We start from the raw sequence: 22,505 nt of genomic DNA on the forward strand, positions 1-22,505 counted from the left end.
CCCTCCTTGACCCAGGCTCGCGCCGTGCCCGGCCCGGTCGGGTCTCCCGTCGCCCGCCTCTTCCAGGAGCCTTGATGGCCGCCCCCACCTGCCCTCCGCTCGGCTCTCCTCGGTCACCGGTACCGGTCCGGCGGCCCGCGGTGGCGCTGCTCGCCCTGGCGCCGTTCCTCGCCAACGCCGACGGCGGCATCGTGTCCCTGGCGATCCCGGACATCCAGCGCGATCTCGCGATGACCCTCGCGACCGCCCAATGGGTCACCAACATCTACGTGCTGGTCGTCGGCGGGTTGCAGGTGCTCGGTGGCAGGCTGGCCGACCACCTGGGCGCGCGGCGACTGTTCCTCGTGTCCCTGGCCGGCTTCGCCGCGACGTCCGCCGCCTGCGGTGCGGCGCCCACAGCGGGGTTCCTGATCGCGGCCCGCGCCACCCAGGCCGTGGCCGCGGCCCTGCTGGTCCCCGCCGCGATGGCGGCCCTGGCCGGCGCGGCGTCCACACCGGCCCAGCGGGCCAGAGCCCTGGCCACCTGGGTCGGCGTCGGCGGCGCGGGGACTGTTTGCGGAGTCGTCCTCGGCGGCCTGGTGGTGAGCGATCTCGGCTGGCGGGCGGCGTTCTACCTCAACCTCCCGCTCGTCGTCGCGGTCTGGCCCGTCGCCTGGCGGAGCCTGTCCCGGCGGACGCGTGCCGGAGGCTCCCTCGCGGAGATCCCCGGCGCTCTGGCTCTGATCGGCTGCCTGCTGGTCCTCACCCACGCGCTGGTACGCCTTCCGGACAGCGGCTGGGACCTTGTGACCTGGGCCGCCTTCGGCCTGGTCGTCGTCCAGGGGGCCCTCTTCGCGGCCGTCCAGGCCCGTAGCCCGCACCCGCTCCTCCCTCGCGGCCTGATGCGTGAGCGCGGGCTGATCTCCGGTTGCGCAGGTGTCTTCCTGGTGGCCGCCGCGACCGGCCCTGTCGTCTTCGGCAGCAGCCTCTATCTCCAGGGGGTCCACGGTCTCGACGCCCGGACCTGCGGGTTCGCGCTGCTGCCCGCGTTGGGCGGGGTGGTGCTGGCGGGCCGGAGCCACCGGCGCCTCCTGGCCCGCCTCGGACCTCGCGCCGCCTATCACCTCGGCTGTCTCCTGGTCGGGACGGGACTGGTGCTGCTGTCCGGCATCACCCCGGACGCGAGCTATGTGAGCGGCTTCCTGCCCGGCATGGCGCTGGCAGGGGCCGGGGCGCCGCTGATCTGGATGACGTGCGAGACCGCCGCGCTGGCCGGGACGTCCCCGGCCACGGCGGGAAGCGCGGCGGGGGTGGTCCAGTCGGCCGGAAACCTCGGCGCCGCCGTCGGCGTCGTGATCACGGTGGCCCTCTGCGGTGCTCCGCCGGGCGACGGAGCCGGGCTCGCCCAGGGAGTCCCGCACGCCTTCCTCATCGCGGCCGTCCTCATGGCCGGGGCGACGCTCGTTCCGTTCCCCCGGGTGAGCGGGGAAACGAGGTCGGGATCTGATGGGCGCCTGCGACGAGCTGGTCTCAGTGCGCGTCGACGACCTGGCCGTTCAGGGCGGTGCCGTCCTTGGTGAGAGCCATCGTGAGCGGTGCTTCCGGGAAGGTGGGGAGGGCGGCGAGCGCGGCGCCCAGCTGCTCGGTGGTCTCCCAGTGCCAGGTGTCGGTGTAGGTGCCGTCCTCGAGCCGGATCAGCACGGTGTGGGTGAGCCCGGGGTGTCCCTTCCGGACGGTCGCGATCAGCGAGCTGCGGCGGGCCAGGAACTCCTCCAGGTCGGCGCCGGCGACGGAGTAGCGGTGCGAGCGGACGACGGACATGTCGGTGTCTCCTTCTGTACGTGGGGTCGGGGGGTTCACCAGCTGCCGGCGACCTGCCGGATCGGGGCGTTCAGGCGGTTGAAGAGGTTGGTGACGGCGGTCATCAGCAGGATCGAGGCCAGCTGCCGCTCGTCGAAGTGGCCGGCGGCGTTGTTCCAGACCTCGTCGGAGACGCCGCCGGCGTTCTCGGACAGCCGGGTCGAGGCCTCGGCCAGCTCCAGCGCGGCCCGCTCGGCGTCGGTGTAGTACGGAGCCTCCCGCCAGGCGGCGACCAGGCCGATGCGCTCGTCGCTCTCGCCCAGCTTGCGCAGGCTCTTCAGGCCGGCGTCGACGCAGAAGCTGCAGCCGTTGATCTGGCTCACCCGCAGGTGGATCATCTCCATGAGCTCCTGGGGGAGACCCTGCGACTGAGCGGCCTTCATCAGCTCCATGATCGGCTTCATCGCGGTGGGGATGATCGTGGCGGGGTTCTTCATCCGGGCTTCCATCGTGTTCCTCCGTCTCGGTTCGTGTGAGATCAGAGTGTCCGCACGGATTGATACATTCGCTATGGGCGCACGATGCGATGGTGATTGGGGGGACGATGCTGCGTTTCACCCTTCTCGGCCCCGTCCAGATGGTCGTCGACGGTGTGCCGCTGACGGGCATCGCCCCACGTCACCGGGCTGTGCTGGCCTACCTTCTGCTCAACGCCGGCCGGGTGATCAGCATCGAGCGGCTGAGCGACGCGATGTGGGGCTACGACCGGCCCGACACCGCCCGATCGCAGATCCATGCCTCGATCACCGCGATCCGCAAGGCGCTGCGGGGCGCGGGAGCCGTACGGCTCCTCGAGACGCGGGCCGGCGGCTACGTCGCCCGGCCGGAGCCCGGGCAGGTCGACGCGCAGGAGTTCACCGATCTGGTGGCCGCGGGTGAGCTGCGCCGAGCCCTGGATCTGTGGAGCGGCGAGGCGCTTGAGGACGTGCACGCCCATTACGTCGGCGGCGTCCGGGAGCTCTGGAACGACCGGCGGCTGTCGGCGTACGAGCGTCTGGTGGAGGGCGAGCTCGCCGCCGGGCGGCACGGCGCCCTGCTCGACGAGCTCGCCGCCCAGGTGAGCGCCAACCCGCTCCGCGAGAAGCTCAACGGTCACCTCGTCCTGGCCCTGCACCGGGCGGGGCGGCAGGCCGACGCCCTGGCCGCGGCGCGCGCCTACCGTACGGCTCTCGCGGACGAACAGGGGCTGGACCCCGGGCACGCCTTCACCGAGCTGGAGCGGGCGGTCCTGACGGACGACCCGGCCCTGCGCCTGCCCGATGCGGCACCGGTGGTGTCCGCCCCGGCGCCCCGCTCCACCTTGCCCTACGACATTCCCGATTTCTCCGGACGCGCGGCCGAGCTGGAGCGGCTGGTGGACACGCACCAGGGGCCGGCGGTCGTCACGATCGACGGCATGGCCGGGATCGGCAAGACCACGCTCGCCGTCCACGTGGCCCATCGGCTGGCCGCCCGCTACCCGGACGGCAGGCTCTTCCTCGACCTGCAAGCCCACACCGCGGGCCGCGAGCCCGTCGACGCCGCCGCCGCGCTGGAGGCGCTCCTCCGTCAGCTCGGGGTGCCCGCGGACCGCATCCCGGTCACCCCGGCCGAGCGGAGCGCCCTGTGGCGTGCCGAGCTGGCCGAACGCCGCGTGCTCGCCGTACTGGACAACGCCCTGGACGCCGAGCAGGTGCGCCCCCTGCTGCCGGGGCACTCCGACACCCTGGTCCTGATCACCAGCAGGCGGCGGCTCGTCGACCTGGACGGCGCCCACGCGCTGTCGGTCGACGTGCTGGAGGAGGAGGACGCCGCCGAGATGTTCGAGCGGATCGTCGGTGAGCGCGCCCGCCACGAGCCGGACGCCGTACGCGAGGTGCTGCGGCTGTGCGGGCGCCTGCCGCTCGCCATCCGGATCTCGGCAGCCCGCCTCCAGCACCGCCCGCGCTGGAGCGTGTCCTATCTGGCCGGCCGGCTGCGGGACCATCGCCGGCTCCTGGACGGGGTGTCGGCGGCCTTCGCCCTCTCCTACGAACAGCTCCATGAGGACGAGCGGCGCATGTTCCGCCTGCTCGGGCTGGTGCCCGGGCGCGACATCGACGCCTGCGGCGCGGCCGCGCTCGCGGGCATCCCGGAGGAGGAGGCGGAGGAGCTCCTCGAAGGCCTTCTCGACGCCCACATGCTCCTGCAGTTCGAACCGGGCCGCTACACCTTCCACGACCTGCTCCGCGAGCACGCCCGTTCGATCGCCGAGGACGACGGCGCGGTGCTGCGGCTGCTCACCTACTACCTGCACCGCTCCCGGGCGGCGATGGACCGGCTCTACCCCTACAGCGTCGCCCAGCGCGAGGGCATCCCACAGCCGGCCGCCCCGATCGCGCCCATCCGGGACGCCGCGGAGGCCATCGCCTGGCTCGACGCCGAGCGCTCCAACATCATCGCGACCGCCGTCCACGGGCCCGAGATCTGCCTGGGGATGCTGGCCCTGGCGCTGCGCCCCTATCTCGACCGGCAGGCGCACCACGACGACGCGCTCACGCTGCACACCCTGGCGCTCCAGCGCAGCCGCAAGCTCGGCGACCGCGAGGTCCAGGCGCGGGCGCTGACCGACCTGGCGTGGACCTACTGGCGGCTCGGCGAGTACGAGCAGGCCGAGGAGCACGCTCACCAGGCCCTCGAGGCGTGTGAGGAGGCCTACGAGCGGGCCCGGGCGCTGCTCACGCTGGGCAATGTCGCCGTGCGCCGGCGGCGGGACAGGCAGGCGGAGCAGTACCTCGACCAGGCGCTCGACCTCAGCCGGATCGGCGCCGACACCTGGGGCGAGGCCCAGGTGCTCGGCGTCCTCGCGCTCGTCCTCGACCGGGCCGGCCGCCCCGAGGAGGCCCGGCGCCATCTCGACCTGGCGCTGGCGCTCCACCGCAAGGTCGGCAACCCGGCCGGGGAGGCGGTGGTCCTCGACCACCTCGGCGTCGTCCTCCGGCACCAGGGCGATCTCGCCCAGGCGCGCACCCGCCACGAGCAGGCCGCGGCGCTCTGCCGCAGGCTCGGCAACACCGCCGACGAGGCGGCCGCGCTCAACGGGCTGGCCGAGGCCGCGGACGACCCGGCGCGGGCGGTCGAGGAGCACACCGCCGCGCTCACGCTCGCCGGCCTGACGCGCAACCGGCCGGAGCAGGCGCGTGCTCACGACGGGCTGGCGCGCGCCCACCTCGCGCTCGGGCGCCCGGAGCAGGCTCGTGAGCACGGGCGGGCCGCTCTCGGTCTCTACGGCGAGCTCGGAGTCCCGGAGGCCGACGAGGTCCGCGCCTTCCTGGAGCAGGTCGAAGAAAGTGAATTCAGGCCGCAATCTGACCGGATGGGCGTCTAGCGTCACCCTCATGGACGACATCCGACCCTTCCGTGTCGACATCCCGCAGGAGCAGCTCGACGACCTCCGGGACCGGCTCGCCCGCACCCGCTGGCCCGACGAGCCCCCCGGTTCCGGATGGTCGTACGGCGTCTCGCCCGGACGGGTGAGGGAGCTGGCCGAATACTGGCGGACCGGCTACGACTGGCGGGCGCAGGAGGCCCGGCTGAACGGGTTCCCCCAGTTCACCACGACGATCGACGGGCAGAACGTCCACTTCCTGCACGTCCGCTCACCCGAGCCGGACGCGCTGCCGCTGATCGTCACGCACGGCTGGCCCGGCTCGGTGGCGGAGTTCCTCGAGATCATCGAGCCGCTGACCGACCCGCGCTCCCACGGGGGCGACCCGGCCGACGCCTTCCACGTGGTCGCGCCCTCGCTCCCCGGGTACGCCTTCTCCGGCCCGACCACCGAGGCCGGCTGGGGTGTCGAGCGCATCGCCCGCGCCTGGGCGGAGCTGATGCGGCGCCTGGGGTACGAGCGGTACGGCGCGCAGGGCGGCGACTGGGGCGGCAAGATCTCCCCGGAGGTCGGGCGCGCCGACCCCGAGCACGTCGCGGGGGTGCACGTCAACGCCTTCAGCGTCGCCCCGTCCGGCGACGCGGCGGACCTGGAGGGGCTGACCGAGGCCGAGCAGGCCCGGCTGGCGCTGCTGCGCCGCTGGCACACCGAACGGATGGGGTACGCCTCGATCCAGGCCACGCGCCCGCAGACCCTGGCGTACGCCCTCGCCGACTCGCCGGTCGGCCAGCTCGCCTGGAACCTCGAATGGTTCGACGACTACGGCGAGAACGTCGGCGCCGTGAACGCCGACGCCATCCTCACCAACGTGTCGCTGTACTGGCTGACCGGCACGGCGGGCTCGGCGGCGCGCCTGTACCGCGAGGGCGCGTCCGCGTGGGGGCGCGAGGTGGAGTTCTCCAAGGTCCCGCTCGGGGTGGCGGTCTTCCGCGGCGACTCCACGATCCGCCGCTTCGCCGAGCGCAACCACACGGTCGTCCACTGGTCGGAGTTCGACGAGGGTGGCCACTTCGCCGCCATGCAGGCACCGGACACCCTCGTCGCCGACGTCAGGACGTTCTTCCGCCGTCTCCGACCGTGACGGTGTGCAGCAGGAGGTTCATGCCGGTGCCCGCCTCCCAGGTGCCCTCGTCGGCCATGCGGACGGAGTACTCCGGCCGGTCGCCGAGCTTCGGGTCGGGCAGGTTGAGCAGGAGCGTGTAGGTGCCGGCGGGCATGGCCGGGGGCAGGGTGAGCGTCTGACCGACGGTGGTCGTGGTCCCGGCCGCCCAGCGCCGGGGATCACCGCTCAGGGGGAACCTGTAGACGGTGGACCCGTTGCGCAGGACGAGTTCCAGGCCTCGAGGGTTGACGGGCGCGGCGTACCCGTCGTTCCTGATGGTGACGCTGACGGGCAGCGGACCGCCTCGCGAGGCCGTGCTCGGGTAGGTGCCCCTCTGCAGGACGAAGCGGTAACCGAGGTCACGGCCGATCTCGGGCAGGCAGCCGCCCGCGCTCCAGCCGGCGAGCACGTCGGGCTGGTAGTCGGTGTTGAGGAAGGACCAGTGGAAGCGGGCCAGCTCGTCGCGGGCCGTCGGGCAGTCCGAGCGCGGCGGGTCGACGCCGCAGGTCTCGCCGCCCATGGCCAGGTAGCGGGTCTCGGCCGCCAGATAGGGGTACTCGGCGGCGGGGTCCTGGTAGGTGCCGTAGTCGTCGGGGCCGGCCAGGAAGCAGTCGTTGTGGTGGCCGAGCCGGGCGTTCGCCGAACCGCCGTAGGCCTGGCCGGGCGGCAGCGCGGCGGTGCCGTACATCGTCCGCTTGATGGCCGGTGTGCGCAGCTGCACCATGCGCGTGGACGGCAGCACGCTGAGGATCTTGTCGGTGACGGCCTTCCTGGCGGCCCAGTCGGCCGCGGTCACGTTGCCCGCGTTGCCGAAGTGCTGCGTGTAGTACCACTCGCCCCAGGCTCCGATGAAGCCGGCCTGCATGAGGTAGATGACGTCGCTGTTGGCGCTCAGGTAGGGCGCGAGCTGGTCCAGGTGGGCGAGAACCCGGTCCTTGGGCGCGTCGTCGCCGGTGGTGGAGGTGGTGTAGGCGAAGCGGAGGATCATCTTCAACCCGGCCGCCCGTACGGTGTCGAACTGCCGCTGGAGCCGGTCCAGCGCCGCCTTGCCGATCGGGGCGGCCTTGAACTCGGCCAGGTAGAAGACGCACATCACCAGGGAGATGTGCTGGTCGGTGCGGTAGCTCCGCAGGGTCGGCAGGGAGAAGTCGTTCTTGTCGCAGTCGCCGGTGTGGTGGTAGAGGCCGCGCTCCGGGTTGGCGAAGTTCTCCCCGGACGGCCGGTAGGTGACCGTCGTGCCGCCCCCGCCCCCGCCCCCGCCCCCGCCCCCGCTGTAGACGTGGGTGTACCTGGCGGAGGTCTCCAGCGGTGCCTCGACCTGGAAGACCAGGTCGGCGTCGTTGGGGGTGGCGCTCTCGCCGATGTCGGCCCGGTCCACCGTCCAGCGGGCGGTCCCGCCCGACGCGGAGTAGGCGACCGGCTTGACGAACGTCCAGCTCCACCCGCCGCCGTTGTGCCGGTACAGGCCGCCGTTCTCCAGCAGGTAGTCGGCGCCGACCGGCCCCTGGGCGAATCCGGTCCCGGGGTCGCGGTCGGTGTCGATGTAGGTGCGGGCGAAGGCCGGGCTGCCGGTGTAGGTGAACCGGTAGGTCACCGTGGTGGCCGTGTTGGTGGCCGACTGGCCGCCGATGGCCGCGTGCGCCGGAGGCGCGACGACGACCATCGCCCCTAAGAACACGAGTAACGCGAGGATTCGGGACATGGGGGTCTCCCTGGGCGAATGTGACGGTGAGTGGTTTCAGCCCTTGATGCCGGTGTGGGCGATGCCCTGGATGAACTGGCGCTGCAGGAACACGAAGACGGTGATGACGGGCAGGGAGGCGAGCAGGGAGCCGGCCATCAGCACGGGATAGTCGGTCTGGAACTGCCCCTGCAGGGAGGCGAGCCCGGCGGACAGGGTCATCTTCTCCGGGTCGGTGTTGACCACCAGCGGCCAGAACAGGTCGTTCCACGACCACAGCAGCGTCAGGACGGCCAGCGCGACGAGGCCCGGCCGGGCGAGCGGCAGCATGACCGACCAGTAGATCCGCACCGGTCCGGCGCCGTCGAGCCGGGCCGCCTCCTCCAGCTCGGCGGGCAGGCTGAGGAAGAACTGCCGCAGCAGGAAGACGCCGAACGCGCTGAACAGCCCGGGGACGATGAGGGCCTGCAGGCTGTTGAGCCAGCCGAGCGAGCTCATGATCTGGTACTGGGGGATGACGAACAGCTGCGGCGGCACCATCAGCACCGACAGGAACACGCCGAAGATCACGTTCTTCAGCGGGAAGCGCAGCCGGGCGAAGGCGTAGGCCGCCATCGAGCAGAACAGCACCTGCCCGGCCGTCCGTCCGACGGCCATCAGCACGGTGTTGAGGAACTGGTCGCCGAAAGGCAGCAGGCCGAACACGCGGCCGTAGTTCTCCCAGCGGCCCTCCGGCAGCAGCGACGGCGGCACCCTGGTCGCGCTGCTCAGCGTCTTGAGCGAGGTGACGATCTGCCAGACGAACGGCGCGACCACCGCCAGCGACGCGGGGATCAGCACGGCGTGCACGGCCAGGCGGCGGTCAGCCATAGTGCACCCACCTCCGCTGGAGCCGGAACTGCACGGCGGTGAGCGCGATGATGATGACCAGCAGCATCATCACGATCGCCGCCGCGTAGCCGCGGTCGTTGGTGACGAAGGCCCGGTCGTAGAACAGCTGCACCACGGTCTGCAGCCGCGGGTAGGCCGGGTTGGCCCGGGCCGCCGCACCCGACCCGCTCATCACGAAGACCAGGTCGAACAGCTGCAGCGAGCCGATCACCGACACGACGGACACGAAGAACGCCGTGGGCGACAGCAGCGGGATCGTCACCTTGAAGAACTGCCTGACCGGGCCGGCGCCGTCGATGGACGCGGCCTCGTAGTACTCCTTCGGGATGCCCTGGATGCCGGCCAGGAAGATGATCAGGTTGTATCCCAGGCTGCTCCACACCCCCACCACGACCAGCGCGTACAGCGCGGTGTCCGGATCGGCCACCCAGTTGGGGCCGTCGACGCCGACCAGCGACAGCAGGTGGTTGATCAGGCCGTAGTCGCCGTTGTAGAGCCAGCGCCAGACCATGGCGACGGCCACCGGCATGGTCACCACCGGCAGGAAGAACAACGTGCGGTACACCCCGACGCCCCGCAGCCCCCTGGTGTTGAGGAAGGCGGCGAAGACGATCGCCAGGGGGATCGCGGCCAGGCCGAGCGCCGTGTAGGTCAGCGTGTTGACCAGCGCGCGGCCGACCTCCGGGTCCTGAAGGAGCCGGAGGTAGTTGTCCAGTCCCGTCCAGGTGTGCCCGCCGAAGGCCCCCCACTTGGTGAGAGAGAAGTAGGCGGTCTGCAGCACCGGCCAGAGGTAGAACACCAGCAGGCCCAGCCCGGTGGGCGCGATGAACGCGTAGGCCCACAGCGCCTCCCGCAGCCGGCTTCGCTCCCGCCGTCCGGGCGCCGCCTGCTCGACGCCCGGACGGGTGACGGTGAGGGTCATTCCTTGGCCAGCAGGTCGTTCATCGCGGCCGCCAGATCCTTGGCCGCCTGCTCGACGGGCACCTCGCCGGTCCAGGCCTTGGTGAGGTAGCTCAGCTCGGCCTCGTTCCACGCGGCGGTGTTCTGCGAGACGGGGAACGGGACGGCGTCGGGCACCTCGTCGATGAAGGTCTGGAGCTTGAACTCGGGGTGCGCCTTGACCCACTCGCCCTGGGTGCCGGTGTAGGCCGGGATGGGGCCCTTCGTGCCCAGGATGTCGGCGGCCTGCTTGGAGCCGAGGAACTTGGCGAACTCCCAGGCCTCCTTGGGGTGCGCCGTCCTGGCCGACACGACGTTGGCGACGCCGTGGATGATCGTGGCCTTCTTCTCCCCCTTGGGCAGCGGCGCCACGTCCACCTTGTCCTTGGTGTAGTCGTTGGTGGAGAACTCGGTGACGTTCCACGACCCGCCCCAGTACATGGCGATCTTGCCGGCCTCGAACAGCTGGATCGGCGTGGTGTCGGTCATGGTCTTCAGGTCGGGCGACTGCTTGTTCTTCAGCAGGTCGGTCCAGAACCGCAGGCCCTCGATGGTCTTCGGGTCGTCGTACCCGGACTTCTTGCCGCCCGGGGAGATCACCCAGCCGCCGGCCTGCATGATCGTGTTGTACTCGTACTCCTGGAAGCTGGTCAGCTCGGCCGCGGTGCCGTACACGCCCTTGGCGGGGTCGGACAGCTTGGCCGCCGCCTGCTTGAAGTCCGCCCAGGTCCAGTCGGCGGCCGGGTGCGGCACGCCCTTGGCGTCGAAGAGCTTCTTGTTGTACCAGACCCCGATGGTGTCCATGTCCTTGGGCAGGCCGTACAGCTTGCCCTGGTAGGTGTACAGATCCACCAGAGGCTTGGGGTACACCGAGGTGTCGACCTGCTCCTCGATCGGGCGGATCACGTCGTTGGCGGCGTAGAGCTGGAAGTTCGGGCCGTTCATCCAGAAGACGTCGGGCGTGGCGCCGCCGGTGACGGCCGCCTTCATCTTGGTCCAGTAGTCGGTCCACGGCGTCAGCTGCACGTTGATCGTGATATTCGGGTGAGTCCTGGTGAACTCCCGCGCCAGTTCCTCCATCACCGGCTTCTGGTTGTTGTCCCACAAGGCGTAGGACAGCGCGACCTTCTCCTGCGCTGCCGGCTCGCCACCCGACGAGCAGGCGGAAAGGGCCATCGCCGCACCCAACGCGGCCGCACCCGCCCGCGCCCATGTCCGCATCCCTGGTCTCCTCACGAACGAGGCGCGCTCGGCGCCTCGGTGCTCCACAACTTGGGATTAATCATGGAGTCCAGTGAAATTAAGTCAAGACTCGATTCGGTTACGGGCGCCCAGGAAGTGCTCCGGCGCGGCGAGCTCGCCGGGTCCGTGCAGGGTCCGGTCGACGTGGTCCAGCGCGAGCCGTACCGCTCCCAGCGCCACGCCCTCGTCGCCGAAGGCCGACGCGCGGACCTCCGGCATGCGCACGCACCACCGGTCCAGCTCGCGCCGCAGCGGTTCGAGGATGAGGTCGGCGGAGCGGGAGAAACCGCCGCCGACCACGATGAGTTCCGGATCCAGGGTCAGCACGAGCGCGGAGGCGCCGACCGCGATGTCCTTGACGTAGCGGCGCACGGCCGCGAGCGCCCTGCGGTCCCGGTCGCGGGCCGCCTGGAAGACGTCCGCGACGTCCGAGCCGGGCCAGGACGTCAGGTGCTGCTGCGCGCGGATCCAGCCGGCCATCGGGAGCGCGCCGATCTCGCCCGCGGCGTTGCCGAACCCGCGGTGCAGCTTCCCGTCGATGATCAGGCCCGTGCCGGTGCGCAGGCCCGCCAGCAGGAACACCACGTCCTTGGCGTAGCGCGCCACGCCCCGCCAGGACTCGGCGAGGGCGGCGAGCTTGCCGTCGTTCTCCACCAGGACCGGCTCGGAGGACAGCCGCGCCACGTGGGCGGCCAAATCGACTCCCGTCCATTCCGGCAGCGCGTCCGAGAGCATCACCCGGCCGGTCCCGTCGACCAGGCCGGTCGTGGCGACCCCGGTGGCCCACACCGCCTCACCAGCCAGGACGCCCTGCACGGCCTGGTCCACCGCCGCCAGCCGGCCCATGCGGCCCATCTCCGGGTCGACGACGACGCGTTCGCTGCGCAGGACGGTTCCGTCGAGATCGGCCAGCAGCGCCAGGACCTTGTGCCCGCCGATGTCCACGCCGAGGACCCTCCCGGCGTCCGCCCGGAACCGGAAGCGCCGCGCCGGCCGTCCCACCGCGCCCGCCGTCGGCTCGGCCTCGGCCACCCAGCCGCGCTCGGTCAGCTCGCGCACCACGTCCTCGGTGGAGGCCCGTGACAACCCGGTGCGCTTGGCGAGCTCGGTCAGCGTGAGCACGGCCCCGCCGCGCAACGCCCGGATCATCACCAGCGCGTTGTGCTGGCGGAGCCGGGACAGGTCACCACCGCTCAGATCGTCGATCACCGTTCCCCCTTGAGGTACCCGCCGTCGCGACTAATAATTAGGCACTCCTTGATAATTCTGGGGAAAGGATCCCATGTCTGGGGTGACTCTAGCCCTCGTCGGCGCCGGGCTGCGCGGGCAGTCCTACGCACGTCACGCGGTGGCGGCCGGCGCCGGGCGCGTGACCGCCGTCGCGGAGCCGGACCCGCATCGCCGCAGAGCCGTCGCCGCCGAGTTCGGCGTGCCCGCGGACCGGGTGTACGCGGACTGGTCCGAGCTGGCGGGGGAGGGCAGGCTGGCCGACGCGGCGATCGTCGCGACCCAGGACCGTCTGCACACGGCCCCCGCGGTACGGCTCGCCGACCTGGGTTATCACATCCTGCTGGAGAAACCCATGGCGATCAACGAGGAGGAGGCCGCTCTGATCGCCGGGGCCGCGCAGCGGAACAACGTCATGCTGGCCGTGTGCCACGTGCTGCGCTACACCCCCTACACCCGGGCGCTCAAGGGGCTGCTCGACGAGGGGCGCATCGGCCGGCTGGTCAGCATCCAGCACCTCGAGCCCGTCGGGTGGTGGCACCACGCCCACTCGTTCGTCCGCGGCCACTGGCGGCGCCAGGACACCTCGGCGCCGATGCTGCTCACCAAGGCCTGCCATGACATCGACTGGCTGGTCCACCTGGCCGGCCGGATGCCGCGGAAGGTCAGCTCGTTCGGGAACCTCACGCACTTCCGCGCCGAGGAACGCCCCGCGGGGGCGGCGGAGCGCTGTGTCGACTGCCCGGTGGAGACCACCTGCCCATATTCGGCCAAGCGGCTGTACCTGGACTGCCTCGGCGACCCCGACCGGGAGTTCTGGCCGCTCGGCGCGGTCACCGAACGGCGCGACACCGCCGGAGTGCTGGAGGCGCTGCGCACCGGCCCCTACGGCCGCTGTGTCTACGCCTCCGACAACGACGTCGTGGACCACCAGGTGGTCATCATGGAGTTCGACGACGGAACGACCTGCTCGTTCACGATGAGCGCCTTCACCCCGATGGAGCACCGCAGGACCCGCCTGATGGGGACGCACGGCTACCTCGACGGCGACGGGCACACCATCCGCCTGGTCGACTTCAGGACCGGAGGCGAGGAGATCATCGACACCCTCGGCGACGCCGGTCCGTCGGCGGCCGACGGCCACGGCGGCGGCGATGAGGCGCTCACCCGGGCCTTCCTGTCCGCCGTCGCCCAGGGCGACGCCTCCCTCATCAGCTCCGACGCCGAATCCAGCCTCGCCACCCACCGCGTCGTCTGGGCGGCCGAACGCGCCAGAACCACCAACACGATCGTCACCCTGTAGCCGGACGCCGATGCCGTCACCGGACGGGAAGGACGTCCAGTGTCACCTCTGCGTCGTAGCAGAAGCAGGGCTCGTCGGTCTCGATGGGCGGGTATTCGGGGAAGGTGGCCTGTCCACGTCCGATGACCCGCCCCTTCCGGTCCTTGATGACGGCGCGGACGGTGATCCTCGAGTAGTCGGTGGCCCTCCTGCCGGGGAGATCGACCCACAAGAGGGGGAGCTGAGGTTCGGCGGTGCTGACGGTTCCTCCGGGGGAGTGGGAAAACGGGAGGCGGTGGGAACGTTCAGCTCGCCTCTCCGGCAGCGGCCACGCGCGTCACACAGTTCGTATGTGTGCGCGACCCTGTAGAGCGAGCGGCGCGCGGTGAGCGAGACGCCACTTCCCCGGCACGGGCCGCAGGCGACGGTGCGATCGGCGCATCCCGTAAGCACGAACACGGCCAGGGCCGCGCTCACCAGCGTCTGGAACTACCGTGGTCTCGACATGCTTCTCCGGCCCCGTCCGGCTCGCCTCCTGGGGATATCAGGACGTGAAGTCGAACTCGCCGTCCTTGACTCCGGCGATGAAGGCCTGCCATTCGGCCCTGGTGTAGACGATGACCTCGCCGTCCGGGTGATGGCTGTGCCGTACGGCGACCCGCCCGCTCCCATCGGCCAACGGCCCGGCCTCGACACAACTCCCGCCGCCGTTCTCACTCTTCGTGCTGATGTGCCAGGCGATGTCCGGCAGTTCTCCAACGGGCGTTGTTCCCTGCAGTTCCGTCTCGTTCACCGCAGATCCTCTGCTGTAGCGGAGATAAGGTCAGCCGACTCTTTGGGATCGAGCGTCAGCTTTCGTAGCTCATCGTACGCTTGCACCAAGCGGCGATTATCTGGCGTCTCAACGTAGATCGCCCCTTTCGGGGTTTCGGCATACGCGACCTCAGGAAACCTTTCCTCCATGGTGAGAATGCGGAACGCTCCGGTCGGACTGGCGTGTGCTCCGGCGCTGAACGGCAGCACTCTTATCTCGATGTTCGGCCGTGCGGCGAGTTCGACGAGCCGTTGGAATTGAACCGAGAGGTCTCGGGCGCCGAGGACCTTGCGATGCAGTACCGCCTCATCGACGATCGACAGGACATGCGGCGGGTTCTCGCTTTGGAGGACCTCTTGCCTCGCCATGCGCAGCGCGACCCACCTGTTGATTTGTTCGGTGTCGGCGTCGAACTCCGCAGCGGTGATGACCGCACGTGCATAGTGCTCGGTCTGGAACAGGCCGAGCAGCAGAGTGTTGTCGAAAGTTCGAATTCGGCGGGCGCGAGATTCGAGCCACACGTAGTCGATGAACGCTCCGGCGACTTCATCCGCGTACCCGTCCCACCAGCCCTTTTGCCAGACCTCTTGGCTGAGTTTCATGAGGTCCTCGCGTCGCCGGCCGTCGGCCACTCCGTACAGGTCCAGGAGGGCCAGCATGTCGGGTCGCCGAATCGGATACTCGCCTGACTCGAACCGGCTGACGGTGGACGGGTCGCGCTGAAGGTACTCGGCCGCGTCCCTGAGCAGGAGGCCGTTGGCGTCACGCAACTCCCGAAGCTGCTGGCCGAGCCACTGGGCTCGGAGGGTGACCCACTTGGGTGCAGCCATGATCGTCCCTTCATCACCTGGTCGTGGAGCCTGGAGCTCTCACATTCGGAGCTCACTCAACTTGTGGAGCACCGTTTCGCATGTCACCATACCGAACGTAGCGACACGGCGACGCAGGGTGAGCGAATCTGGGATCGATCCTTCGACCCAGGAGTGTCGGGTCGCGTCCAGATCAGGAAAGAGGTCGGGCCGGGGTGGGACTCGCTTGCGACGGCATGCCCACTCCGGCCCTCGACGGAAGGAAGCGCTCGCATGGAGCACTCCACTGGTTCCGACTACTCGACTGTCTATCACGGCTCGGACGCCGCCGACGGCGACGCGGTGGATCCGCTGCTCCTTCACCCGGCGTTCCCGGGCGGGAAGGAGGAGGTGCGGTCTCTTCTCGGCGGCCTGCCGCGCCTGTTCGCGCTGCTCCGGGACGAGGGGGGAGGATGACTGCGTCATGCGGGTGGTCGCTGTCGGGATGGCCCTGCCCGGCGGCGGCGCGGCGACCGTCGCCACGGACGGTCGTGAATTCGGCCGGTGGGGGAGCGCGGACCGTGCCGCGAGGCGCCTCCACTCCGAGTGCGTATGGCTCGGCGAGGCCTGACGGCACGTATCGCCTACCGTGCCGACGGCGCGCTGTGCACGTGGTCCAGGCCGAGTGGGGGTGCCGGAGGCAGTGGCTCGGCGTTCTCGGCTCGGAAGGAACGCAGCAGGTAGGCCACCAGCCTGCGGGAGGCGGCCGCCGCGGCGTCACCTGTGTCGGCGGTGACGCCGTGGTTGGCCTTCATCAGCAGCACCAGGTCCGCCAGGTCGAAGTCGGCGCGCAGGCTCCCGGCGGCCTTGGCCCGCCGTACGACCTCGGCCAGGCCCCGCTCGGCGCACGCGCGTGCCTCCTCGTACTCGACGGCCTGCGGGAACGCCGTCAGGAACGCCGCGGTGAACCCGCGGTCGGTGACCTGCATCGCGCACACCTTCTCCACCACGGTGCGGAACGCCCGCCAGGGGTCCGGGTCCGCCAGCGCCTGGTCGACCATGGCGGCGCACGTGGCGAGCTCGTCGGCGAACACCTCGGTGACCAGCGCCTCCCGTGAGGGGAAGCGCCGGTAGAGCGTGGCCATGCCGACCCCGGCCCGCCGTGCGATGGCGGCCATCGGCACCTCCAGCCCCCGCGTCCCGAACGCCTCCCGCGCGGCCGCGAGGATGCGGCGCCGGTTGTGCAGGGCGTCCGCGCGAAGCCCCGCTTCGGCGGGAGGCGCCATTCGAGAGGGATCGGCGGGCATGTTTCTCACATTACCGTAACCGGACAGGCCTCTCCGTTTAGCGGGCTAGTGTCGCTGCCGAACGACTCTGACGAAGGGAAGGAGCGGGCAGTGGGCGAGACGATGCGTGCGGCCTTGTTCGACCGTTACGGGCCGCCGGAGGTCCTGTACGAGGGCCGGGTGCCCAAGCCCGTCGCGGGGCCCGGTGAGGTGCTGGTGCGCGTCCACGCCGTGAGCGTGAACGGCGGGGAGGTCCACGGCAGAGCCGGCAGGGTGCGCCTGGTGACGGACCTGACGCAGCGGGGGTTCCCGAAGCGGATGGGCCTCGACTTCGCGGGCGAGGTCGTCGCCCTGGGCGCCGGCGTGAACGGGCCGGCGGTGGGCGACCGAGTGTGGGGGGTGCTGGGGCGAAGCACGTTCGGCAGCGCCGCCGAGTACGTGGCCGTCCGTCCCCGGCGGATCGCGCTCGCGCCCGCGGGGCTGGACCCGGTCCAGGCCGTGACCCTGCCCGCGGGCACGACCGCGATCACCGCGCTGCGCGACAAGGCGCGGCTCCGGGCGGGGGAGCGGCTGCTCGTCCGCGGCGCCGCCGGCGGGGTGGGCAGCGTCGCGGTCCAGCTCGGCCGGGCGTTCGGCGCCCACGTGACCGGTCTGGCCGGTGCCCGGAACCTGGACTTCGTCCGGGACCTGGGCGCCGACGAGGTCTTCGACTACCGGACCACCGGCCCGGGCGACCTCGGCCGGTTCGACGTGGTCCTCGACACGGCCGGCACCGCCTCCGGCGCCTACCGCCGGCTCCTGCGGCCGGGCGGCCGCATGGTGGCGATCGCCTTCGACGTCGACCGCCTCGCCGCGTCGCTGTCGTACATCGCCGCCTCCGCCGTGTTCGGCCCGCGCCGGGTGCGGTTCTTCAGCGGCGACCCCACGCACCGGCTGTTCGCCGACCTGACCCGGTACGTGGAGAGCGGCGCGGTCCGCCCGGTCGTGGACACGGTGTTCCCCCTGGCCGACATCGCCGGGGCCCACCGGGCGCTGGAGGCCGGCGGGGTCCGCGGCAAGCACGTCGTCCGGGTCCTCTAGAGCAAGGCCCGAGCTCCCCGCGTCTTCGGGCTCGCCGTCAGGCGTCCTGGAATCCGGTAACCGACCCCCAACCTGTCCCCAACTCCGGTCCAAGAGGACCGCAAGCGTCCGCGCCTATACCTGAAGTCGATCGGCCATCGGGGGCCGGCCCGCCGGCACCGGCGACAGGGGAACGCGAACGCCTCCGTCCCCCGGCCCGTGCCGATCGACCGGCGAGATTCGTCGCCTTCGGAACAAGCCTGCAGGGGGTTCGGCGTGGACGCGCGCAACCGGCGTGAAGACCAGACCGGGTTGGATCGACATGTGCTGGAGGACATCGCCAAGGCGGCCCTGGCACGGGCGGGCCGTGAGGGGGACGCGGAGGAGAGCGCGACCTGGGAGTTCCGCACCCGCGCGCCATGGACGTACGTGACCCCCGTCGGCGCGGCCCGCAGGGCGCAGGGCTGGAAGCTGCACGTCTCGGCGACGCCGCTGTCGGCCCCCGTGGTGCTGGCCCGGGCGGTGGAGGTGCTCGCGCGGCGCCGCTGCCCGTTCAAGTTCGCCGCGACGCTGACCGAACTGTCCGGCCTGGTGTCGAGGGAGCAGGACCGCGGGGCGGTGGGGAAGTTCATCACCGTCTACCCGCCCGACGACCGCGCGGCGACCGCGATCGCCGAGGAACTGCACGCCGCCACCCTGGGCCTGCCCGGGCCGCCCATCCTGTCCGATCGCGCCTACAAGCCGGGCGGCCTGGTCCACTACCGCTACGGGGTGTTCTCCGCCCTCTCCGTCCTGGACAACGACGGCTCCTACGCCTCCCGGCTGACCGCCCCCGACGGCACCCAGGTGACCGACAAGCGCAACGCCTGGTACTCCCCGCCCCCGTGGGCGCCCTGCCCCTTCGAGTCGGGCAAGGCCCCGGTACGGGCGGCCGTGCCGGAGGCGGTCCTGCTGGCCGACCGGTTCGTGGTGCGCCAGGCCGTGCGGCACAACGCCAAGGGCGGGGTCTTCCTGGCCGAGGACCGCGACACCGGCGGGCACGTCGTCGTCAAGCAGGCCCGGCCGCACGTGGGCGCGAAGCTGAGCGGACGCGACGAGCGTGACGCGCTGCGTCACGAGTGGCGGATGCTCGGCCTGTTCGGCCCGCTCGGCGTGACGGCCCGCCGCGTGGCGCTCTTCGACAAGGACGACAACCTGTTCCTGGCGCAGGAACGGCTCGAGGGGAGCGTGCTCACCGCCTGGGCGGGCGAGCGCATGGCCCAGGGCCCGGACCCGCGCCGGCGCGAGACCGTGCTCGGCCTGGCCGCGCGCCTGGCCGACCTGGTCGGGACGGTGCACGAGCAGGGCTACATCCTGCGCGATCTGACCCCGAACAACGTCGTCGTCACCGGGGACGGCGACTGCCGGCTGATCGACCTGGAGACCGCGGCGATGCCCGGCACCCTGGTCTGGCGGGCCCACACCCCGGGGTACGCGCCACCGGAGCAGGAAAGGGCTCCCGCCTTCGGGCCCTGCCCCGGCGCCGAGGTGGACCTGTACGCCCTGGGCGCGACGGTGTTCTACCTGGTGACCGCGTGCCAGCCGATGCTGCCGGCCGACCAGGGGGAGCAGGCCAGACCGTGGGACTCGCGGGTGCGCACGCTGGTCGGCGTGGCCGCGTCCGGCGATCCCGTGGCGACCGAGCTGGTCCCCATGATCGTGGGTTTGATGGCGGAGGACCCCGCGCGGCGGTGGGATCTGGCCGCGGTCCGCGGGTTCCTGTCCGGCCTGGCCGCCGTCCCGCAGGCGCCTGCCGCCGCGGGCGGCGGTCACCGGCTCGGCACCGCCGAGCAGGACCGGTTGCTGCGCGACGGGCTGGCGCACACCCTGCGGGCCATGTCCCCGCGCGGGACGGCCGAGCCGGTCGCGTCCGCGCGGCTGTGGCCCAGCGCCGGGTTCGGGGCCAACGCCGACCCCTGCGGCGTGCAGTACGGGGCGGCCGGTGTGCTCCACCTGATGGCCTCCCTGGCGGGCCCGGACGCCGCCACCCTGCCGCCGGAGACGCGCGCCAGGCTCACGACCGGGCTGCGCGAGGGCGCGAACTGGATGATCCACCGCCTCGCGGCCGAGCATCGCCCCTCGCCGGGGCTGTACTTCGGCCGGGCCGGGATGGCATGGGCGCTGCACGAGGCGGGCACGGCGCTCGACGACGACGAGGTGCGCGCGGCGGCCCTCGACCTCGCCCTCGGCCTGCCGGTCAGCTGGCCGAACCCGGACATCTGCCACGGCCTGGCCGGAGCCGGGACGGCGCTGCTGCACCTGTGGCACGCCACCGGGGACACCAGGCTCCGCGACCGGGCGGGCGCGTGCGCCGACGAGCTGCTCACGGCCGCGCGGCGGACCCCCGGCACGGTGCTGTGGCCCATTCCCACGGACTTCGACTCCGCGCTGGCGGGTGTGGTCCACTACGGCTTCGCCCACGGTGTCGCCGGGATCGGCGCCTACCTGCTGGCCGCCGGCGTCGCGCTCGGGCGCGAGGACTGCCTGGAGACGGCCGTCGCCGCCGGCCGTACCCTGATGGACGCGGCCGACCACCACGGTGAGGCGGCCTGGTGGGGAGAGGGCCCGCACGGCGGTGCGAAGATGCCCCACTGGTGCAACGGGTCCTCGGGGATCGGGACGTTCCTGGTGCGCCTGCACGCGGCGACCGGCGACCGGCGTGCGCTGGAGGTGGCCCGGGCGGCCGCCGTCGCCGTGCACGGCCACCGGCTGCGCTCCGGCACCGCGGCCTGCCACGGCCTCGCCGGAGACGGGCAGTTCCTGCTGGACCTGGCGGACCTGGCCGGGGAGCCGCGCTACCGGGACCAGGCCGGGGAACTGGCCGGCGTGCTGTGGGCGCGCGCCACCCTGCGCGACGGGCTGCTCGTGGTGCCCGACGAGAACGCCGTCGAGGTGACGTTCGCCTGGAACACCGGCCTGGCCGGTGTGCTCGCCTTCCTGTGGCGGCTGCGTCACGGCGGCCCCCGCCCGTGGATGGCCGACGCCGCTATCGGCGGCGCCGTCACCGGCGAGGCGCCGGCGACCGCCGGGAGCAGGGCGTGATGAGATCCACCGGCCTCCCCATGGAACGCAGGCGCATCAGTTTCCGCTTCTCCGGCGATGGGCGCCACGCGACCTGCCTGGCCGCGCACGGCCGTGACGGGCTCGTGCCGGAACTGTGGGACCTCACCGGCCCCGCGCCCCGGCCCCGCCTGATCCCCACCCGGGGCGGCGAGACCTCCTGGACGCTCCCGCTTCCGACCGGCGACGGCGACGTGCTGCTGTGCCGCCACGGCAAGGGGTCGGCGCGGCTGCTGCTCGCCGTCCCCGGCCCGGACGGCGCGGCGGCCGAGGAGTACGAGCTGCTCGCCCCCCGCAGCAAAGGGCTCAGGCTCGTCGCCGGCGTCGCACCGGGCACCGCCGCCCTGCTGTTCGAGAGCGGCGAGGACGGGCGGACCACGGTGTGGCGCGTGCCGGGGCGCGCCGAACCTCCCGAGCCGGTGGCCGAGCTGGCCGGCGCGACCGGTGGCGGAGTATGGCTCGACGAGGAGGGCCGGCATCTCGCGCTGGCCCGCCCCGAGCCGGGAGCCGGCGGCGCGATCGTCCTCGACCTCGCCACGGGTCTCACCGCGCCGCTGCGAGGGCCGGCGGACGGCGAGCACCTGCTCATGGCCGCGCCGCGCACCGGCGTGCTGCTGACGGCGGCCCGGTGTGACGGCGCGTTCCGCCTCGGCGTCCGGCACCGCGACGACCCCGCGCCGACGGTGTTCCCCGAGCGGCTGAACCACGTCGAGGGCACCGTCGCGCCCCTGGCCCTGGATCCCACCGGACGGCACCTGGCCCTGTCGGTCGCCCGTCGCTGCAGGTCCCACCTGCTGCTGCACGATCTGGTGGCGGACACCGCCGTCGAGGCCGGGCTCCCGGCCGGAACGGTGCAGCAGACGGCGCGCTGGACCAGCGGCGGGCTGCACCTGCTGCACAGCACGCCGGATCGTCCGCTCGGCGTGGTCACCCTGCCCGACCCGCTCCGTCACCCGGCGGTGGCCGCCGCCGAGGAGCACCCGGGCCGCTGGGCGCCCGCCCGGACGATCGCGTACCAGGGCCCGGCCGGGCCCATCGAGGCCGTCGTCTACGGCGACCCGGTGGCGAGCGAGCAGGTGGTCCTGGCGCTGCACGGCGGCCCGGAGGCCGCCTGGCACTTCGGGTTCGAGCCGCTGTTCCAGCGGATGGCCGCCGCGGGCATGGCGGTGGTGGCCCCCAACCAGCGGGGGAGCACCGGCTACGGCGCCGCGCACCGCGACGCGATCCATGGCGCGTGGGGCGGCCCCGACCTCGAGGACATCGTCCATCTGGGACGCACGCTGGCCGGCGCCCGTGGCCCCGGCGGGCGGCGGCCGATGCTGTACGGCATCAGCTACGGCGCCTACCTGGCCCTGCTGGCCGCCGCCGCGGAGCCGGACCTGTGGGACCGCGCCGCCGTCATCGCGCCGTTCCTGTCGGGCCCGGAGCTGTACCGGGACGGGCCGCCCAGCGTGCGCGCGCTGCTCGACCGGCTCGGCGGCCGCGCGGAGCTCGACGACGCGCTCGGCCCGCGCGACCTGGCCCGGCTGGCCGGCCGGATGCGCCCGCCGATCATGATCGTGCACGGCCTGCAGGACTCGGTCATCCCGGTCGCCCATTCCCGGCGGCTGTACGGCCGGCTGCTGGCGGCCGGTCACCCCGTGCCGCCGGTCTACCTGGAGATCCCCGAAGCCGACCACGACCCGCTGGCCTCCGCCGCCGGGCACCTGGTCACCGGGCGCCTCATCGACTTCCTGGGCGACGGGGCCGCGCGGACCGGCCAGGCCGGCTCCCTCCACACGAGGACGGCTCTGCCCGCCTAGCGCGCGGCAGCCGACCCTCCACCCCGCGCCGGTGGCCTCTCCACCCTG

At 72.3% G+C, this 22,505-nt stretch carries 20 protein-coding genes; 9 read left to right on the top strand and 11 right to left on the bottom strand.

Annotated elements, in window-relative coordinates:
• The first annotated feature begins 74 nt into the window (after positions 1-74).
• Positions 75-1,559 carry an MFS transporter gene (locus tag KIK05_RS12665; protein ID WP_214410863.1) on the top strand — a complete coding sequence of 495 codons (1,485 nt, stop codon included), beginning with the start codon at positions 75-77 and terminating at the stop codon, positions 1,557-1,559.
• Here the strand turns inward: KIK05_RS12665 and KIK05_RS12670 are convergent.
• Entirely contained in the window at positions 1,510-1,800 is a 291-nt protein-coding gene (locus KIK05_RS12670) for a hypothetical protein (protein WP_214410864.1), read from the bottom strand. The genes KIK05_RS12665 and KIK05_RS12670 overlap by 50 nt on opposite strands.
• A gap of 35 nt (positions 1,801-1,835) precedes the next feature.
• Positions 1,836-2,288, bottom strand: a complete 453-nt coding sequence (locus KIK05_RS12675) for a carboxymuconolactone decarboxylase family protein (protein WP_214410865.1) — start codon at positions 2,286-2,288, stop codon at positions 1,836-1,838.
• A 95-nt stretch (positions 2,289-2,383) separates the two neighbouring features.
• On the opposite strand from KIK05_RS12675, the gene KIK05_RS12680 reads away from it, so the two are divergent.
• A complete protein-coding gene (locus tag KIK05_RS12680) occupies positions 2,384-5,185 on the top strand; it encodes an AfsR/SARP family transcriptional regulator (protein WP_214410866.1) in 2,802 nt (933 codons plus the stop codon).
• Positions 5,186-5,195: 10 nt separating this feature from the next.
• Positions 5,196-6,326, top strand: coding sequence for an epoxide hydrolase family protein (locus tag KIK05_RS12685; RefSeq protein WP_214410867.1), 1,131 nt, complete (start codon positions 5,196-5,198; stop codon positions 6,324-6,326).
• Here KIK05_RS12685 and KIK05_RS12690 read toward each other — a convergent pair.
• The 5 genes from KIK05_RS12690 to KIK05_RS12710 form a co-directional block, all read right to left on the bottom strand.
• Positions 6,295-8,049 (bottom strand): DUF4832 domain-containing protein, encoded by a 1,755-nt coding sequence (locus tag KIK05_RS12690; protein ID WP_214410868.1) that lies wholly within the window; start codon positions 8,047-8,049, stop codon positions 6,295-6,297. The genes KIK05_RS12685 and KIK05_RS12690 overlap by 32 nt on opposite strands.
• A gap of 36 nt (positions 8,050-8,085) precedes the next feature.
• On the bottom strand, positions 8,086-8,898 hold the full coding sequence (locus tag KIK05_RS12695) for a carbohydrate ABC transporter permease (RefSeq protein WP_214410869.1): 813 nt from the start codon (positions 8,896-8,898) through the stop codon (positions 8,086-8,088).
• Positions 8,891-9,841 carry a carbohydrate ABC transporter permease gene (locus KIK05_RS12700; protein WP_214410870.1) on the bottom strand — a complete coding sequence of 317 codons (951 nt, stop codon included), beginning with the start codon at positions 9,839-9,841 and terminating at the stop codon, positions 8,891-8,893. The genes KIK05_RS12695 and KIK05_RS12700 overlap by 8 nt, the downstream gene beginning before the upstream one ends.
• Positions 9,838-11,079, bottom strand: coding sequence for an ABC transporter substrate-binding protein (locus KIK05_RS12705; RefSeq protein ID WP_214410871.1), 1,242 nt, complete (start codon positions 11,077-11,079; stop codon positions 9,838-9,840). The genes KIK05_RS12700 and KIK05_RS12705 overlap by 4 nt, the downstream gene beginning before the upstream one ends.
• 84 nt (positions 11,080-11,163) lie before the next feature.
• Positions 11,164-12,309, bottom strand: coding sequence for an ROK family transcriptional regulator (locus tag KIK05_RS12710; protein ID WP_308249885.1), 1,146 nt, complete (start codon positions 12,307-12,309; stop codon positions 11,164-11,166).
• 73 nt (positions 12,310-12,382) lie between these two features.
• Between KIK05_RS12710 and KIK05_RS12715 the strand changes: the two genes are divergently transcribed.
• The gene (locus tag KIK05_RS12715; protein WP_214410872.1) at positions 12,383-13,630 is read left to right on the top strand and encodes a Gfo/Idh/MocA family protein; all 1,248 of its coding nucleotides are present in this window, start codon (positions 12,383-12,385) and stop codon (positions 13,628-13,630) included.
• Positions 13,631-13,646: 16 nt separating this feature from the next.
• Here KIK05_RS12715 and KIK05_RS12720 read toward each other — a convergent pair whose 3' ends face one another.
• The 3 genes from KIK05_RS12720 to KIK05_RS12730 all read right to left on the bottom strand — a co-directional run bounded on the left by KIK05_RS12720 (position 13,647) and on the right by KIK05_RS12730 (position 15,253).
• Positions 13,647-13,841, bottom strand: coding sequence for a hypothetical protein (locus tag KIK05_RS12720; RefSeq protein WP_214410873.1), 195 nt, complete (start codon positions 13,839-13,841; stop codon positions 13,647-13,649).
• Positions 13,842-14,153: 312 nt separating this feature from the next.
• Positions 14,154-14,402 (bottom strand): DUF397 domain-containing protein, encoded by a 249-nt coding sequence (locus tag KIK05_RS12725; protein WP_308249886.1) that lies wholly within the window; start codon positions 14,400-14,402, stop codon positions 14,154-14,156.
• Positions 14,399-15,253 (bottom strand): helix-turn-helix domain-containing protein, encoded by an 855-nt coding sequence (locus tag KIK05_RS12730; protein ID WP_214410874.1) that lies wholly within the window; start codon positions 15,251-15,253, stop codon positions 14,399-14,401. Before KIK05_RS12730 ends, KIK05_RS12725 begins: the two co-directional genes overlap by 4 nt.
• 252 nt (positions 15,254-15,505) lie before the next feature.
• Between KIK05_RS12730 and KIK05_RS12735 the strand changes: the two genes are divergently transcribed.
• Together KIK05_RS12735 and KIK05_RS12740 are read left to right on the top strand one after the other, a co-directional pair.
• On the top strand, positions 15,506-15,688 hold the full coding sequence (locus tag KIK05_RS12735; protein ID WP_214410875.1) for a hypothetical protein: 183 nt from the start codon (positions 15,506-15,508) through the stop codon (positions 15,686-15,688).
• 7 nt (positions 15,689-15,695) lie between these two features.
• Positions 15,696-15,842 (top strand): hypothetical protein, encoded by a 147-nt coding sequence (locus tag KIK05_RS12740; RefSeq protein ID WP_214410876.1) that lies wholly within the window; start codon positions 15,696-15,698, stop codon positions 15,840-15,842.
• A gap of 13 nt (positions 15,843-15,855) precedes the next feature.
• Here KIK05_RS12740 and KIK05_RS12745 read toward each other — a convergent pair whose 3' ends face one another.
• Entirely contained in the window at positions 15,856-16,518 is a 663-nt protein-coding gene (locus tag KIK05_RS12745; protein WP_214410877.1) for a TetR/AcrR family transcriptional regulator, read from the bottom strand.
• A 102-nt stretch (positions 16,519-16,620) separates the two neighbouring features.
• Between KIK05_RS12745 and KIK05_RS12750 the strand changes: the two genes are divergently transcribed.
• The 3 genes from KIK05_RS12750 to KIK05_RS12760 all read left to right on the top strand — a co-directional run bounded on the left by KIK05_RS12750 (position 16,621) and on the right by KIK05_RS12760 (position 22,457).
• Positions 16,621-17,577, top strand: coding sequence for an NAD(P)-dependent alcohol dehydrogenase (locus tag KIK05_RS12750; RefSeq protein ID WP_214411044.1), 957 nt, complete (start codon positions 16,621-16,623; stop codon positions 17,575-17,577).
• A 255-nt stretch (positions 17,578-17,832) separates the two neighbouring features.
• Complete coding sequence (gene lanL / locus KIK05_RS12755) at positions 17,833-20,637, top strand: class IV lanthionine synthetase LanL (RefSeq protein ID WP_214410878.1); 2,805 nt, start codon at positions 17,833-17,835, stop codon at positions 20,635-20,637.
• A complete protein-coding gene (locus KIK05_RS12760; RefSeq protein ID WP_250562724.1) occupies positions 20,637-22,457 on the top strand; it encodes an alpha/beta hydrolase family protein in 1,821 nt (606 codons plus the stop codon). The genes lanL and KIK05_RS12760 overlap by 1 nt, the downstream gene beginning before the upstream one ends.
• The last annotated feature ends 48 nt before the right edge of the window (positions 22,458-22,505 follow it).

The organism is Sphaerisporangium fuscum (assembly GCF_018531465.1).
Taxonomy (GTDB): domain Bacteria; phylum Actinomycetota; class Actinomycetes; order Streptosporangiales; family Streptosporangiaceae; genus Sphaerisporangium; species Sphaerisporangium fuscum.